We start from the raw sequence: 15,810 nt of genomic DNA, 5'->3' as shown, positions 1-15,810 counted from the left end.
CCACGATCAAGGGGAAGCTTCAAGTGCGGGATCAACCGGCTCAAGAGGCACCGCGCTGTCGCCACACGGTACGACAAGCTCGCGGTCCGCTACGAAGCGACTGTCCTCGTCGCAGCCATCAATGAGTGGCTGTGACCCCCGGCCGTCATACGGCGGGATCCACGTTCCACGTCTCCGGCAGATCACTGCCGCAGAAGACGCAGACGAAGTCGCCCTCGCGCACGATGTTGTGCTCCTTGCAGTCGGGGCACCGCCGGAACACCACCTCGTGGGTGAAGCCGGAGGGCCGCCCAAGTTCTACGTCGTCCAGAGCATGAGCGACTGCCGACCAGGAGGCGACGTCCGGGCAGTATCCGGTGGACTGGTTGCTGACCTCGCCCACGGTCCACCGGTCTGCCTCGCGCACGAAGCTGATCTCGCCGGCACTCAGAACCCTGTCCCCGCCAGCGCAGGCCACGTGCTCACTCCGCCGTGGCGCCAGCCGAAGCACACCATCCGTGCCGACCACGAAGGTGAACGGTTCGGTCAGCTCTGCTGCCGATCGCCCAGCGATCCAGCCGTCGAAGTCAGCCGCCGAGCTGATCGGGCACCCGGCGCTGCCAGGCCGGACCGCAGCCTTCAGCTCAACCGGTCCGACATATCTGTAACTCTGCCCCCGCGCACTCACGGCAGCCAACCTAAAGCACTTCCGACACACGCCCTAGTCCTGGGGGGGCGGTACGGGCGCCGCCCGTACCGCCCCCCCCAGGACCCAAGATCAGCAGTCAATGCTATACGACCCAGGGCATGCGTTTCCAGGACCGCAGAAACCTACGCTGAATGCAGCATTCTTAACCCTTTTCCGTAAATTGCCTACTAGACCCCGCCCGCCCTCCAGAAGACCTCTACAAAAGGTCAACACGAGAGCTAATAAACTAGAAACCAAAGATTAGAATCTTTAGGTTGATAAGAGATATAAGCGCCCCTAGTGTCGCAAAGAATCCCGCAGGAATCCGCAAGATGAGATCGTTGTGGTGAAAGGCCGAGAAAACTCTACTCCCCAAAAAATCCGCGACCGACTCGGCCCAGCCGCGAACGTTCAGTGCCAGCAGAGAGCCGACGATCGCGACCAAACCACCAATAAAAAGCTCCCCGTAATTCACGGAATGCGACGTTCGAGCCGCAATGAGCATTTCATGCATATTTACCTCCCGAGGCGCACGGGCTCCATAGCCCGTGCGCCTCTATCACTGCGCCTACCGACTCAAGAAGCGACCTATTCGGGTATTGTATGCGCTTTGCAGACCCGCTTCGAACCCAATCCCTGCCCCCAACGCCAGTGAAGTAGTTGTTACTGGCTCTCCGCGACTGTTACGTACGACTTCGATTCTGTCCCCTGAGCGATTTATGGCGTACTCGTGGCTACCGGATACATTCACGCCTAGGCCAAGAGAAGCATTGGCGCCAGAACTGTCTCCACGCAGCTGCTCAAAATCGGTGGCGTTACTGCCATACATCTCGTATTGCAGGCCCGCTCCGACCGAGGCGGTTTCCACACCGTAGTTGGCAGAGAAACCATAGTCGGTCTTCCCGTCAGGACGGTTTGTCGTAACGAGGCAGACCTGTCCAGTAACTCCGACTACCGCACCCACCGAACCACTCAGGCAGCGTCCCACGCTATCTCCTGAGGTGTAGCCATTCCACAACTTCTTGAGGTTTCCCCACGTGATCTCTGAGAGTGCCTTCTTGACACCCATTTCACGCTCACGCCGTTCAGCAGCAGCAGCACTGGCACGGGCGTCTGCGGCCTTCTTGGCTCCAGATCGGATGTCCGCGGAACGCTTCTTGGCGTGCTTGTCGTTGACCATGTAGGTGCTGGGGCTGGCCTTGTACGCCTTGTAGCGCTTCCTGGGCTCGGCTCCCCTCTTCGGGGTTTCCTTCCAGACCCACTTGCCGTTTTTGAGGGTGTAGCCGGCATACATCCCCCGGTCGGATGCCCAGCGTTCGTCGCCCTTGACGTTGCCGACGGTGTGGTCGGGGCGCAGGCCTGTGGGGTCGGATTTGGTGAGGGGGCTGTTGTGGGCGTAGCTGTAGGCGTTCATCTGTGCCGGGTCGTCGAAGTCGATGATCGGGTCGACGGAGACGAAGCGGCCCAGGACAGGATCGTATTCGCGGGCGCCCAGGTGGGTAAGGCCGGTGGGGTCGTTGGTTCCGCCGACGAAGCCGCGGGGGCCGAAGACCGATGACTGGGCCGAGCGGAGCTGGCCGAAGGGCAGTTGCTTCCTTCGCGTCAGGGCCAGGCTGCCGACCGCGATGGCCGTCATCGCCGTGCCTTGGTGGTCGTTGATCAGGTAGGCGATGGAGTTGCCGTTGCGGACGGCGACGGTCTCACCGTTGTGGGTGTAGTAACGCGTCGCCGTCTTGGTGCCGTTCGCCGCGAGCTTCAGTTCGTCACCGTTGGGGAGGGTGAGGGTGCTGGAGCCGTCCCCGTTCTTGGCGATGATCCGGTTGCCGTCGGCGTCGTAGGTGTATGCGGTTTGCTTGCCGGCCTCGGTGAGGGTGGCGAGCTGGCCTTCGGGAGTCCAGGTCAGGTCCTGGACGGTGGTGCCGATGGTCCGCTTGGTGGTGTTGCCGGCGTCGTCGTACTGGAAGGTGCTGGTACGCCCGCTGGCCGGGCCGCCGGTGACCGATGCCTGCTGCACCGCGTGGGGGCGCTTGGTCCCCGGGGACGGGTGCGTGTAGGTGGTTGTGGCGTCCGTACCGCCGGCCGTGGTGGCGTGCTCGACCTGCTTCGAGCGGTTGCCGATCTTGTCGTAGCTGTAGCTGTGCCAGTACGCGTCCGGGCCGCCGACCGTCGACGCCGACGGGGCCGCCGCGCAGTCCGTCTTCGCCGTCCAGGCCTCGGAGAGCCGGCCCAGCGGGTCGTTGGTGAAGCACTGGATGTCGGTGGACTTCTGTGCGTCCTGGCCGCTGACGTTGGTGACCCCGGTGACGTTGCCCGCCGGGTCGTAGGCGTACGTGGTGTCGTCGACCCGCTTGGGGGCCACGTCCCGGTCGGTGGTCTGCCGGGTGACCTGGCCGGTGTGCTCGTCGTACAGCAGGGTCTTATAGGCCTTCTTCCCGAGGTCGGCGCTGAACTCCAGGCGGGTGGGGCGGGAGAAGACGTCGTACAGCGTGTTGGCGACCAGGGCGTCATACTGCCCGCTGGTGCGGAAGGGCAGGTCGTTGCTGTTGTAGTTCGTGGTCACCCGCTCGACCGGGATGTCGCCCACGGCAGGGTTGAGGGTCCAGAGCAGCGCCCCGGTCTCCTCGTCGTAGCCGTAGGTCCAGGTGTAGGTGCCTGCCAGGCCGCCCGCTGCGGACGGGACCGTGGTGGTGGTCGAGGTGGGCTGGTAGCGGTCGTTGAACCCGCCGGTGGCGGTGGTGTATTCGACGCTGCCGACGTAGCGCGTGCTCTTGGTCAGCTGTCCCTTGGCCAGGGTGTCGTAGGTCCACTTGGACAGGAGTGTGGTGCCCTGCCTGACCTCGTCCTTGCGGCCGAGCGCGTCGTACTTCGTGGTGAGGGTGACGTTCCGGTCGTCGGTCGTGGTGGTGGGGCGGCCGAGGTCGTCGTACTGGGTGAGTGTGGTGCCCTTGTCCGGGTCGACGGTCCTGGTCTTCTGGCCCCGGCTGTCGAAGGTGTAGGTCCAGGTGTTCTCGTCGGAGTCGGTGACGGAGGACGGCTCGTCGTACTTGCCGTACACGTACCGCGTCTTCTCAAACGTGGTGCGCGCGGCGTTCGTGTACTGCAGGAGCTCGGTCTTACGTCCGCGTGCGTCTGTCACCGTCGTGGTGGCCGTGCCGCCCTTGGGCGGGATGACCGTGGTGCGGTCACCCTCGTAGACCGTCTTGGTCCGCCACTGCTCGTCGCCGAACTTCACGGACAGCGCGTCCGTGACGCGTCCCATTCCGTCGAAGAGACTCTGTGTAGCGGTCGGGACCGTGTTCACCGCGGCCGACTTCAGCGTCGCCGACGGCGCGCCGGTCGCATAGTACGGCGCGTACGACTGCCACGGTCGGCCGTGGGTGTCGTAGTGGGTTTCCGTCATGACCCGGTCTTGCGTGCCGATGGCCGGGGCCTGTGTCTGGCGCTCGCGCAGCAGTCCGTCGTAGAGCGCATAGGTCGTGCGGTACTCGCCGTTCTGCTTGAGGGTCTTGGTGGTGACGGCGTTCGTCTCTGTCCGGGAGATCCGGTAGCTGTACTCGGCGGAGGGCTTGTTGGCGTGGGCGGCCTTGGCCCATCCCGGCTCCCATACCTTCAGTACCCGGCCTAGGCCGTCGTGGACGGCGTCGGTGCGCTTGCCGTTCGCGTCGACCGCGGCGGTGACCACACCCCGGACCGGGTCATGCGTGGTGGTGGCCACGTGGTCCTTGGCGTTGGTCACCTCGACCGTGGTCGGTGCCTGGAGGGTCGCGGGAGTATAGGCGGTACGCGTGGTGGTGACTTCCAGCGCGTCGGTGGCAGTCTTCTCCCGGCCGTGCTGGTCGTAGGTGTGCGTCGCGGTGGTGAGGTATCCGGTGCCCTCGGCGTCCTGCTCGTCCAGACGCGTCACATCGCCCCGCACGGGCGCCGTCGTCAGGGCCGTCGCACCGTCGTAGTAATAACGCTCAACCGAGACCAGGTCCGCCGGCAGGCTCGGCGTGGTGCCGCAGGGCTTTGCCACGGTCCGGGACTCGGAGATCGTGGTGAGGATGTTGAGCGTGGTGTTGCGGACGTAGGTGTTGGTGGTGCACTCCTCATCGCCGGCCTTCGCTGTGTCGCCGAGCGAGGACTCCGTCAGCACCTGCCCGACCGGGTCGAAGGTCCGCTCCAGGCGGGTGGTGCGCCAGCCCGCTCCGACGGCAGTGCGGGTCTGCTCGCTCTTCCCGCCCGTGGCGTACGCGTGGAGGGCGGGTAGCCCTTCGGCCCGGGTTTCGGTGGCGGTCGCGGCCGAGCGCCACGGCTCGTAGCTGGTGGTGGTCTCCAGCTTGCCGCCGTCGCCGTTGTAGGTGGCCTCCTCACGGGTCATGCCGGCGAAGGTCTCCCGGTCGGTGACAGCGACACCTTCGGTGTCCTTGACCGACGCACCCTCGATGCCGCGGAAGTAGCGGAACTCCTTCAGCGACCGCTTGTCGGGCGCCGTACCGGTGCGGACCTGGACGCGGCCGTACCCCTTGCGGTCGCCGTACGTCAGGTGCTTGGCCACGGTGAACTCGTCGTCCTTCGACTTGGCCCAGGCCATGCCGTCGAGGTACGCGTAGTCGGTCTGCTTGGCGGGGGCGCCGCCGGTGATGTCGGTCTCCAGGACCTGGGTGACGACATAGGAGTGGAACCAGTCGAGATACGGCTCGTAGTTCGCCCCGGGGGCCTCGGGCGGGGACCACTTCACCGGGTAGCAGCGCCGGTTGTTGGATGTGGGTGTGGGGACGCTGCCTGCTGTGCAGTCGGTCGGCGAGTAGGTGAGGCCGATCGTCCCGCCGGTCTCGGTGTTGATGCCGTAGACGCGGTAGCGCCAGAACGGCGGCACCGGGTCCGGCTTGCCGCCGGTGGTGGCGCCCTCCACACGGTTGGGGAGCGTCTGCCCCTTGAAGGTCACCGCGGGAAGGGTGACGGAGCCGGTGCCGCCGTGCCCGGTGCGCGTGATCGACGCCAGCCAGAGGGCCGGGTCACTGCCGTCGCCCGTCGAGGGGAACGTGTGGGTGAAGGCCCAGGAGTCGACCGGCTTGAAGGCGGTGCCGACGAGAACCGAGGTGTCGATCTTCGTCAGGCGCTTGCGGCTCCAGAAGGAGGGCGAGTAGCGGTCCTTGCACTCCGTGCCCGGGGCGCAGTAGCGGTCGAAGGGGACGTCGGGCCAGTTCTTCGCCTTGTCCTTGTCGAAGGTTCCGCAGTCGCTCAGGCAGCGCTCGCTGTTGGTGAACTCCACCTTGGCGGCGGGCTGGGCGTAGAAGTTGCTGGAGCGCAGGCCGTACTCGATGCGCTTGAGGTACCCGCCGCGGGTGTAGGGGGTCGCGGTGGAGGCTCCGGTGCTGGGGTTGACGTTGCGGCCGTAGTGGTTGGTCTCCTTCTCCCAGTAGTACGTCATGGCGTCGCCGTGCGGGTCGATGACCGCGTCCAGGTTCCACCGCCATGCCTGCTGGCACCAGGCGTCCTTGAACGCCGCCGCGTAGCACTCCTCCCCTGTCTGATTGCCGAAGACCGGCACCGTCCAGGCGGAGTTGGTCTCGTCCTTGCCTGCGGCCCATCCCTGCGGCCGGTTGTAGCCGAAGTAGTAGCGCGTGCCGTCCGGAGTCGTCACCCGCCAGTACTCGTTGTTGTTGTCGCCGTTGGCCAGGGCGGCGTTGGTGAGCTTGACGACCTTGGTGCCGTCGTCACCTTCCAGCCGCCACTCGCCGCTGGTGTCGTCCTTGATGAGGGTGTTGGAGCGGCCGCCGAGGTTGATGACGGCATTGTCCTTCTTCCAGCACAGGTCGCCGACCTTGGCCGTGGTCGTGCTGTTCTTCGTGTCGTCGGTGCAGGAGATGTACTGGCGCTCGATGTAGCCCGGCTCCATCGGCCAGCCGTCACCGACGCTGTTCGCCTGGTTGTTCGTCGAGGCAGTACGGCCGTCGACCGCCTGGGAGGAGTAGCCGAGCTTCAGCTCCGGGACGGCGGAGCCTGCGACGGCCGGGGTGTCGATCGGATAGGTCCAGGAGAACCCGCCGTTCGAACCACCCGCGGACCAAGAGGAGGACGGAGAGAGGGAGGTAGCTGCGAAGTTGCCCGTCGGGCCGGCCACCGCGGCGGTCGCGGCCAGCAGCACGGTGCCGCCCGAGACCGACTGCACGCCTGCCGACCGCGCCACCGGAGCGGTACTCGCAGCCTGCGAGCTGGCGGCCGGGGCAGCCTTGGGCAAGGGAACCGCGGCCTTCAGCGTGCCCTCGCGGGCATCGTTGCTCGTGGTGAGGGACTCGCCCGTGGCACAGCCCTTCTTCCCTGGTGTGGTCAAGGCACAGGCAGGAAGCATCTTCAAGGTGAGGCGGGACGCCCAGTCGCCGCCGTAGGCGTCACGGAAGCCTGAGTAGTCGACCTCGACGTCCACGCTCCCCTCGGGACCCGGCGGTGGGACGCAGCGCGAGCACGACACCCTCGAGACCCAGCGACTCGGTGGTGGCCCGGTCCAGGACCTGGACCTGGACCTTCTGCGGGCCTGACGCCTGGGCTCGGTCGGAAGCCGAGGACAGGGCTGACACCTTGCCCGAGGCCGCCGTCCCCGCTGTGGTGCGGCCCACGCTGACAGGCAGCGACCCGGCCTTCACCGGAGCTCCGCTCTCCCGGAGTGCGGGGGTTGCGGTGGCAGGCTCCGGCCAGGTGACCTTGGGTGACTTCCAGGGATGCTGGGCCGTCTGGTCGGGCTTGGACGACAGCTGCTTCGCCACCTCCCGGGTCGGCACCGGGTCCGGCTTCTCCAGCTTCAGCAGATCCAGATCGGCGGCCGCCGCTATCGGCCCACCGAGCAGTCCCAGCAACAGGAACGCGGCCAGACCGGCGGCTATCAGCCGTGCCCGTCTCCTCACGCGTCTGGTAACGACGCCCCCACCCGAAAACATGCGCAGAACTCCCCACCCGTTGTCCAAAGTCATAGCTGGGCACGGAAGTTAGCAGGACTTTCACAGCAGCAGCACAGCGGAAACAAGGGGCAGCAGCAGCTTCCAGCCATTACCCGAGCAAGAAGATGCTTAGTTCATTGACTAAATGTTCCGAATGGGCGGCGCCAAACAAGCCAATCAGCGTGACGCCACAGAGGAATCATTCTCATCACGCTTCCCTCACGTTCTAGGGTGCGAGTCGAACAGACCTGGGAGGGGACTCTTTAATGAAACTTTTGCGAAGCAGAACCAGACGGAGAACCAAAGCGGGCATAACGGGAACAGCCGCTCTCGCGCTGTCCCTCACTCTTGGCGCACCGCAACAGCTGTCCCAAGCCGCTGCTGCCGAGCCCGCAGCCGCCCCGGCATCCGTGAAACCCGCAGACGATGCCGAGGCGCGGGCGCTCGCTGAGGCATCGGAAACGGGCCAGCCCGTGGAGGTGCTCGCCCAGCGCACCGAGGTGTCGCAGGTGTTCGCCAACCCTGACGGCACCTTCACCCAGGACACCTACGCACTGCCCCAGTTCGTACAGAAGGACAGTCGACTCGTACCGATCGACACCACCCTCACGGCGAACGCCGACGGTTCGCTGTCCCCGAAGGCCGCAGAGGTCGATGTGCGGCTCTCCGGCGGTGGCGAGGGACCGCTGGCGACCGTCGTACGGGACGGGCGCAGCATGTCCTGGACCTGGCCACAGCCCCTGCCCGAGCCTGAGGTAGACGGCGACACTCTGACGTTCGGGGACGTCCTGACCGACGTCGACCTGAAGCTCAAAGCAGGGCCGGCCGGGTTCACCAGCCTCCTGGTCGTCAAGACGCCCGAGGCGGCCGCCGACCCTGCCTTGCAGCAGGTCCACTTCGACCTTGATACCCAGGGCCTGACAGCGCGTACCGACGCGCACGGCAACTTCTCAGCGGTGAACCCCGCCGGCGAGGAAGTGTTCACCGCGCCGACCCCGCTGATGTGGGACAGCAGCACCACCGCTGCACCCGCTGCCCGGTCAGCCCTCAGCACCCCCACCGGGCCTCCTCCGCCCGCCGACGAGTTCGAGCCCGGATACGGTTCCCGGCAGGCGGCCATGGGGCTTGCCGTCGAGGACGGGAAGCTGAGCCTGACGCCGGATCTGGAACTCCTGACGGGCAATGACACGCAGTATCCGGTCCTACTGGACCCGGCGGTCTCCGGCTCCCGTCACTCCTGGACCATCGCCTACAAGAAGCACCCGAGCAGTTCGTTCTTCAACGGCGCCAACTGGGACAAGGGCACCACGACCGCGCGTGTGGGGTACGAGAACGAGACCAACGGGCTGGCCAGGTCGTTCTTCCGCATGAATGCCGGCAACCTGTGGTCCACGAACAAGGTCGTTTCCTCGTCCACGTTCCGCATCAAGAACACCTGGTCATGGTCATGCACCAACCGGACGGTCGAGATCTGGGAGACCGGCGCTATCTCCGCGTCCACCACGTGGAACAACCAGCCCGACTGGCGCAAGAAGCTGGACTCGGTCAACGAATCCCTCGGATGGGGATCGAACTGCCTGCGGGAAACCTCGCCTTCGACGTGACCGTAGGGGCCAAGGACGTCATCGCCAACAAGTGGCACACGCTCACCTTGGGCCTGCGGGCGAGCAGTGAGAGCGACGTCTACGCGTGGAAGAAGTTCGACGCGAACTCGGCCGTTCTGTCGACGACGTACAACACCGTGCCCAACGTGCCGAATACCCTGGATACCATTCCCAGCTCCGGCGGGTGCGACACGGTTGCCCCGTACACCACCATCGGCAACACCGACGTCACGCTCACCGCGAAGGTCTCCGACCCCGACGGCGGGACAGTCCGCGCCCAGTTCCGTCTCTGGGGCACCAACAACCTCTCCGGCGGAGCCGAGATCTTCAACCAGATCGTGTCCGCCACCTCCGGGACCATAGCCAAGGTCAAGATCCCCAAAGCCACCTTGCAGACGTACCTGGCGGCGGCCAAGGGCAACTTCGGCTGGAGGGTGCAGGCTCTCGACACGAGCGCCGGCTCCGCCTGGGCCCCGGATGCGGCCACCTGCCGTTTCAACTTCGATCCCACCCGGCCCAGCACACCGCCCACCATCAGCTCCCAGCAGTTCCCCGACGGATCCGACGGCTGGCCCGCGGTCACCGGGCAAGCCCGAACCGCAGGAACGTTCATCCTCGGCAACGGCGGCGTCACTGACGTGAAGTCGTACGAGTACTGGAGCGACTGGGACCACACCGTCCGCACCGTCAACCCCAGCACCGACCTCGACGGGGACGGCAGGATCGACGCCAAGCTCGTCCTGACCCCACCCTCGGCCGGATCACAGCGGCTCCACGTCCGCAGCCTCGACGCCGCACAGAACCGCTCCGACCGGGCCGCCTACCTCTTCTATGCCGACGGGCTCTCCATCCCCGACAAGGCCGGCGACCTCAACGGGGACAACAACGCCGATCTCTACGGTGTGCGCAGCAACGGCGAACTGTGGCTGTACCCCGGTCAGGGCAACGGATATGTCGGAACCGGCACCACCGCGAGCAACAGCGACTTCACCGGAGCCGGCATCACCCACCGTGGCGACTGGACCGGCGACGGCTTCGAAGACCTCATCGCGGCCATCCCGGGAGAAGGCGGCAAGACCCTTCAGCTCTACCCGAACAATGGCGTCGGCTGGGCATGCACCGCACAGGACGAACAGGCCGACGGGCACTCACGCGCCTGTCTGTACGAACGTCAGAATCTCGACGTCTACGACCCGGCCAACAACCACTGGGACAACGCCGACCAGATCATCGCCATCGGCGACGTCGACGGTCCCTTGGACACCAACAACGACGGCACCATCGATGTCGCCGGCTACCCCGACCTCCTCGTCAAGGAGGGCGACCTCCTCTGGCTCTACTTCGGTTCCAAGTCCCTCTACCTGGACGCAGCCCGCGCCCCCGTCCTCATAGGCAACGGATCCTGGTCGAACTACGACCTGGCATCACCGGGCGACCGCACTGGCAACGGACACGTCGACCTCATCGCACGCCACAAGACCAACGGCGAACTCCGCCTCTATGAAGGCCGCGGACCGCAAGGTGAAGGACTCGGCAATTCCCACACCGTGATCGGAAGTGGGTGGACTAGCGCCCACCGGCCGCTGCTCACCGCCTTTCCCGATGCCGGCTCCGACGGCAAGGCCGACATCTTCGCCACCGGAAGTGACGGCAAGCTCTACTTCCACGCCAACCTCACCGCCAGCGGCGTCGCCGTCGGAAGCAGCGGATGGCTCGCCTTTCAAGCCCTCAGCTAACCAAGCAATAGCGTGACAGATCTGGGGCTGGCACATGTTCCTTTTCGTGGATCGCCGCTGCCACCGGCCCGTATCCATCTCCTGCTGTCCTTTACTCCAGCTGTAGATCGTGATCTTTGCGTTGTTGGGCTGCTTGGCGCTGAGTGGCCGGCACGGGCTGGCTCGGTCTGGTGCGGTCGCGCCAGTCGTCGGCGGGTCACGCCGTCGTGTCCGCCGGATGGCCGGACTCGGCGAAGGGCCCCCGGTCGGGGCGCAGCGAATAGAGCACCTCGTACACCTCGCGGCGGACCTCTACCGCTTCGTACGCGGCAGGGATTGTGCGGGCGAGCTCGGTCTCCCGGAACGCGTCGAGCGCCTCGCGGCTCTCGAAGAAGTAGATGCCGCACACGTCGCCGGTTGCGCTGTCGCGGCCGTAGACCTTCTGCAGGAGACCGGGTACGTCATGGAAGCGGGGCCGCCGCTCCAGCAGGCGCCGCTCGAACTCCTGCGTATCGAGTCCGGAGGTGATCCGGACGAAGAGGATGGCGGGCATGGAGTCATCTCCGTCCTTGAGATGCCCCCCTGAGTCGAGTATAGCCAGCAGGCACATGGACAGTGATCTCGCTGGTCAGGGCCTGTGCGGACACAGGTGCGGCCACCGTTGATCATCGTGAGTTGTGTGGACTGACGAAGAGACGGTGGCCGCAGGTCACAGCATAGATCCCACCCGTTGGCGGGGTGCGTTCGAGGCCCTGATGGGCAGGATCGCGGGCCGCTTCGCACGGGTTGAACCCCGGCGCCGGGCCGGGTGGCTGGTGCTCGGTCTGCTGGCGGACCTGCCGCGCAAGAACTGCTGGACGATCGCGGAGTGGCCGGGGATCCCACTCCGCACGGTTTGCAGCACTTGCTGTCCCGGGCGTCCTGGGATGCGGACACGGTCCGTGATGACGTCCGTGACTACGTGGTCGAGCATCTGCGTGATGACGCGGCGGTGCTGGTCGTCGACGAGACCGGCGACGTGAAGAAGGGCACGCACACCGTCGGGGTCCAGCGGCAGTACACCGGCACCGCGGGCCGGATCGAGAACTCCCAGGTCGCCGTCTACCTCGTCTACGCCGGCAGCCGCGGGCACGCCGCGGTGGACCGAGAGCTGTACGTTCCGCGCGCGTGGACCACCGATCCCGACCGCTGCCAGGCCGCGGGCATCCCAGAGGAACGGGCCTTCGCGACCAAGCCGGAACTGGCCGCCGTGATGATCGAACGGTTCCTGGACGCCGGGCACCACGCCGCCTGGGCGGCCGGGGACGAGGTCTACGGCGGCAACCCGAAACTGCGGGCCGCACTGGAAACACGCGGCATGGGCTACGTCCTCGCCGTCGCCTGCTCAGCCGGAATCACCACCCAGGCAGGCAAGTTCAGGGCCGACGCCCTGGCCGGCAAGCTGCCCAGGCGGGCCTGGCAGAAGCTGTCCGCCGGGGCCGGCGCGAAGGGGCACCGGTTTTACGACTGGGCCGTCATCGACACCGTCGACCCCGGCCCCGGGCACCGTCAGTTGCTGATCCGCCGCAACCGTGCCACCGGCGAACTCGCCTACTACCGCTGCTATTCGCCCGGGGCCGTGCCGCTGACCACCCTGGTCAGGGTCGCCGGATCAAGGTGGCGGGTGGAGGAGACCTTCCAGGCCGGAAAGGGTCTGGCCGGACTTGATGAGCATCAGGTCCGACGATTCGTGTCCTGGACCCGCTGGGTCACTCTGGCGATGCTCGCCCATGCCTTCCTCGCCGTCGTCCGGGCCGACGAACACGACCGGGCCGCCGACCCCGCCGACCTGATCCCGCTGTCCTGCAACGAAGTACAGCGACTGTTCATCGCCATCGTCGTCCAGTCCGTCCACAACACCGCCCACCGTCTCGCCTGGTCCAACTGGCGACGTCGCCATCAGGCCCGATCCCAGACCAGCCACTACCGGCGACAAGCCGCAACGCAGACATGAAGATCACGATCTACAGCTGGAGGATCCTTGTTGGTCTTCGTGGTGGTGCCCGGATTCTCCAGGTGCTGCCTTGATCGGTCAGGTGCGAGGAAGGTGTGCCGGTGGCATCCCAGTTGAGTGTGGTCCAGGGCGGTGCCGTACTGCTGGAGCCGGTGACCGCCGATCCGTGGGAGTTTCAGGCCGACTGCGTTGAGGCGTTCGTCGCCTCATGGCGAGCTCGTGGGTTCAGCCCGGTGACCGTCGAGAACGACATCGGACTGCTGGAACGCACGCTCACCGCACTGGGCCGGCCCGCCTGGGACGTCACCCCCGAAGACATCGACCGCGTCGTCGGAGACCTGGCTCTTGCCGGGCGGGCGGCCTCGACCCGGCGCGAGTACGTGCAGATCTTCAAAGGCTTCCACCGGTTTCTGCAGGTCCGCAAGGCCGTCGAGATCGAAGCCGGGTTCGGCGTTCGCCTGGTCTGCCTGGTCGATGAGTTCAACGCGTCCCGGCATGTCGGCGATGACTCCCCGGCCGAGCTGCCGCCACCGACCCCAGAGCGGGTCGCGGAGTTCTTCGACTTCCTCAAGGCCCGGATCGCCACCGCCCCCAAGTACGCACCCGCCGCCAGGGAGTACGCGATGTTCCGGACCCTCTATCACGCCGGCCTGAGGTCCGAAGAGGTGTCGCTTCTGGACCGCCCGGACCTCCACTTCACACGGGGACCGTTCGGGAAGCTCCACGTCCGGTTCGGCAAAGGAGCCCGCACATCCGGACCGCGGCCGCGCTGGGTGCCGATGCTCGACGGGCTCGACCTTGTCCTGCGCTGGTTCCTCGACGACGTCCGCGGGAAGTTCCCCGACTCCCCGGTGCTGTTCGCGGACGAGTCCGGAGGCAGTCTGCACCGCGGGACGATCCGCAACCGTTTGCGCTATCTGATGGAACTCGAAGGCCGTGCGGCGACCGACCGGTTCAGTCCGCATGCCCTGCGGCGGGCCTGCGCGACCCATAACTACGAGCGTGGTGTGGACCTGGTGGCCATCCAGCAGCTCCTTGGTCACTGGACGGTCAGTTCGACCATGAGATATGTCCGTCCCTCCGCGACGTTCATCGAGGATGCCTATCGCCGCGCGGTGACCACCACGCTCGGCGAACTCACCGCCGAGGGGGACAGCTCCGCATGAAGATCCGATGGCGTTTGCGGATGGCCGCCGCCCAGCGCGAGATCTGGACCGGCACCCAGCTGCAGCGGCTGCTGGCCGAACGCGCCGGGCTGCAAATGTCCTCTGCCTCGGTGTCTGCTCTGTTCAGCAAAGAGCCCTCCCAGGTGAAGATGTCCACGCTGATCGCGTTGTGCACCCCGCTGGACTGCACCCCCAACGACCTCTTCGAGGTCGACACCACCCCCGTCGAGCGTCCTGCGGTCCCACCGCGACCGGTCGCCGACCTGCCGAAAGCGGCCTCCGCGCGAGGCCGCTCGATGCCACCCATCTGACCCGGAGATGAGGGGGCATCGTGGGCGTCAAACAGAGCGACTGCATCGGCTGCGGAGCCCCGGTCGGCTTCATCGACCGGCGCCACTGCTGCCGCTGCACTGCCCAGCAGAAGGAGGCCGAGGCCCGGGCCGCTTGTCCCCGGTGCGGCCAGCAGCGAGTTCTCCAGGCGGACACCGGCCGGTGCATCACCTGCTCACGTGTCTGCACCGCATGCGGACACCCGGTGCGGAGTAAATCCTCGGCACTCTGCCGCACTTGCCTGCGGGAGTCCGAGCGCGACGCCTCCAAGGCCCCATGCCCTCGCTGCAGTCGGCCCGGATTCCTACGCGAGGACACCGGCTGGTGCGGGCACTGCTCGCGTCCCCGGCAGGCCAAACAGCCGCCTCGGGCCTGTGAGCAATGCGGCAGAGTACGGAAGCACGCAGGGCTTGGACTGTGCTCGGCCTGCTGGCAACGTCACCCCGATCGTCCCTTCGTCCGGGCCGAACACCTCATTGTCGGCGTACACAGTTACGTCCCCACCTTCGTACGGATGAATAGGGACAGTTGTTGATGCGGTGAGGCGTGTTGCTCGGCACTCTGCTGCTTGTTGGTGAGGCAGCGGAGAGGGGTCTGGCGATCTTTTGGACTCGGAGCGTTGGTTGGAACTGCGGCGTTTCCGGGGGCTGCTGGAGTCCGGGGCGCTGAGCTTGTCGGAGATCGCCAGGGAGACGGGGCTGGATCGCAAGACGGTCCGGAAGTACCTCTCGTCCGCCGGGTCCGGCGACGCCGCCGCGGCGGTCGCCGAACGGGCGGTCCCGGGCGAGGGTGATTGACGAGTTCGCGCCGCTGGTCGATGCGATGCTGCGGGCCGAGGTCCTGATGAAGGCCGCGGTCATCCATGAACGGCTGGTCGCGGAGTACGGGTTCACTGGGAACTACCAGCGGGTCAAGCTCTACGTTCAGGAGGCCCGCCCCAGGGTTGCCGAGGGTCTGTCAAACGAGCGGTGTAACTTGGGTTGTTGGAGTTGCTGGCGTGCTGCGGAGAGCCGGCCGTCGAAGGTGATATCGAAGGCGTTCAGTGCGGTCTTCCAGCGCATGGTCCAGCGGGCCTGGCCCTTGCCGGTGGGGTCCAGCGACATGATCGCCATGTAGACGCACTTCAGTGCGGCCTGCTCGTTGGGGAAGTGGCCGCGGGCCTTGACCGCACGGCGGATCCGGGCATTCACTGACTCGATGGGGTTGGTCGTGCAGACGATGCGGCGGATCTCGGTGTCGAAGCGGAGGAACGGAGTGAACTCCTCCCATGCGTTCTCCCAGAGCCGCACGATCGCCGGGTATTTCCGACCCCAGGCATCGGCGAACTCGGCGAACCGGTCGAGGGCGGCTTCCTGCGCCTGCTTGCGAGCCTCGGCGCGGACAGCGGTGACGTGCATCCCACAGTGAACGCTCAGGTC

General features: G+C 66.3%; 9 protein-coding genes and 4 pseudogenes. 7 read left to right on the top strand and 6 right to left on the bottom strand.

All coding sequences use genetic code 11. The features are described 5' to 3' along the window. Nucleotides 1-135, top strand: a pseudogene (locus AMK21_RS36545) (IS5/IS1182 family transposase); the annotation flags it as partial. Between the two features lie 10 nt (nt 136-145). Here AMK21_RS36545 and AMK21_RS33245 read toward each other — a convergent pair. From AMK21_RS33245 to AMK21_RS36540, 4 genes are all read right to left on the bottom strand, one after another. Continuing rightward, nucleotides 146-622: a hypothetical protein gene (locus AMK21_RS33245; RefSeq protein WP_107430037.1), complete on the bottom strand. Its 477-nt coding sequence runs from the start codon at nt 620-622 to the stop codon at nt 146-148. 292 nt (nt 623-914) lie between these two features. Then, nucleotides 915-1,181: a hypothetical protein gene (locus AMK21_RS33240; protein WP_073882871.1), complete on the bottom strand. Its 267-nt coding sequence runs from the start codon at nt 1,179-1,181 to the stop codon at nt 915-917. Nucleotides 1,182-1,235: 54 nt separating this feature from the next. Beyond that, nucleotides 1,236-7,076: an RHS repeat domain-containing protein gene (locus AMK21_RS33235; RefSeq protein ID WP_073882870.1), complete on the bottom strand. Its 5,841-nt coding sequence runs from the start codon at nt 7,074-7,076 to the stop codon at nt 1,236-1,238. Further along, a complete protein-coding gene (locus tag AMK21_RS36540; RefSeq protein ID WP_234422127.1) occupies nt 7,042-7,551 on the bottom strand; it encodes a hypothetical protein in 510 nt (169 codons plus the stop codon). Before AMK21_RS36540 ends, AMK21_RS33235 begins: the two co-directional genes overlap by 35 nt. A gap of 443 nt (nt 7,552-7,994) precedes the next feature. On the opposite strand from AMK21_RS36540, the gene AMK21_RS36535 reads away from it, so the two are divergent. Continuing rightward, nucleotides 7,995-9,188, top strand: coding sequence for a hypothetical protein (locus tag AMK21_RS36535; RefSeq protein ID WP_234422126.1), 1,194 nt, complete (start codon nt 7,995-7,997; stop codon nt 9,186-9,188). Next, entirely contained in the window at nt 9,146-10,924 is a 1,779-nt protein-coding gene (locus tag AMK21_RS36530) for a hypothetical protein (protein WP_234422125.1), read from the top strand. The genes AMK21_RS36535 and AMK21_RS36530 overlap by 43 nt, the downstream gene beginning before the upstream one ends. Nucleotides 10,925-11,120: 196 nt before the next feature. On the opposite strand, the gene AMK21_RS33220 is transcribed toward AMK21_RS36530, so the two are convergent. Further along, nucleotides 11,121-11,456 carry a YdhR family protein gene (locus tag AMK21_RS33220; protein ID WP_073882868.1) on the bottom strand — a complete coding sequence of 112 codons (336 nt, stop codon included), beginning with the start codon at nt 11,454-11,456 and terminating at the stop codon, nt 11,121-11,123. Nucleotides 11,457-11,658: 202 nt separating this feature from the next. Between AMK21_RS33220 and AMK21_RS33215 the strand changes: the two are divergent. The 4 genes and pseudogenes from AMK21_RS33215 to AMK21_RS33200 form a co-directional block, all read left to right on the top strand. Continuing rightward, nucleotides 11,659-12,896: pseudogene (locus AMK21_RS33215) on the top strand (IS701 family transposase). Nucleotides 12,897-12,997: 101 nt separating this feature from the next. Beyond that, nucleotides 12,998-14,062, top strand: a complete 1,065-nt coding sequence (locus tag AMK21_RS33210; RefSeq protein WP_073882867.1) for a tyrosine-type recombinase/integrase — start codon at nt 12,998-13,000, stop codon at nt 14,060-14,062. Further along, nucleotides 14,059-14,373 (top strand): helix-turn-helix domain-containing protein, encoded by a 315-nt coding sequence (locus AMK21_RS33205; protein ID WP_073882866.1) that lies wholly within the window; start codon nt 14,059-14,061, stop codon nt 14,371-14,373. The genes AMK21_RS33210 and AMK21_RS33205 overlap by 4 nt, the downstream gene beginning before the upstream one ends. 624 nt (nt 14,374-14,997) lie before the next feature. After that, nucleotides 14,998-15,349: pseudogene (locus AMK21_RS33200) on the top strand (IS21 family transposase); the annotation flags it as partial. 41 nt (nt 15,350-15,390) lie between these two features. Here AMK21_RS33200 and AMK21_RS33195 read toward each other — a convergent pair. Then, nucleotides 15,391-15,780 (bottom strand): annotated as a pseudogene (locus AMK21_RS33195) (transposase); the annotation flags it as partial. Nucleotides 15,781-15,810 lie beyond the last annotated feature (30 nt).

This window comes from Streptomyces sp. CB00316 (assembly GCF_001905595.1).
Taxonomy (GTDB): Bacteria; Actinomycetota; Actinomycetes; order Streptomycetales; family Streptomycetaceae; genus Streptomyces.
Note: the sequence above shows the minus strand (reverse complement) of the source record. Positions and strands in the feature narration are given on the sequence as shown.

Bases quoted from the DNA above. Each gene is read 5' to 3' on its own strand.
- AMK21_RS33240 (WP_073882871.1), bottom strand. From the start codon at position 1,181: ATGCATGAAATGCTCATTGCGGCTCGAACGTCGCATTCCGTGAATTAC.
- AMK21_RS36530 (WP_234422125.1), top strand. From the start codon at position 9,146: ATGGGGATCGAACTGCCTGCGGGAAACCTCGCCTTCGACGTGACCGTA.
- AMK21_RS33220 (WP_073882868.1), bottom strand. From the start codon at position 11,456: ATGCCCGCCATCCTCTTCGTCCGGATCACCTCCGGACTCGATACGCAG.
- AMK21_RS33205 (WP_073882866.1), top strand. From the start codon at position 14,059: ATGAAGATCCGATGGCGTTTGCGGATGGCCGCCGCCCAGCGCGAGATC.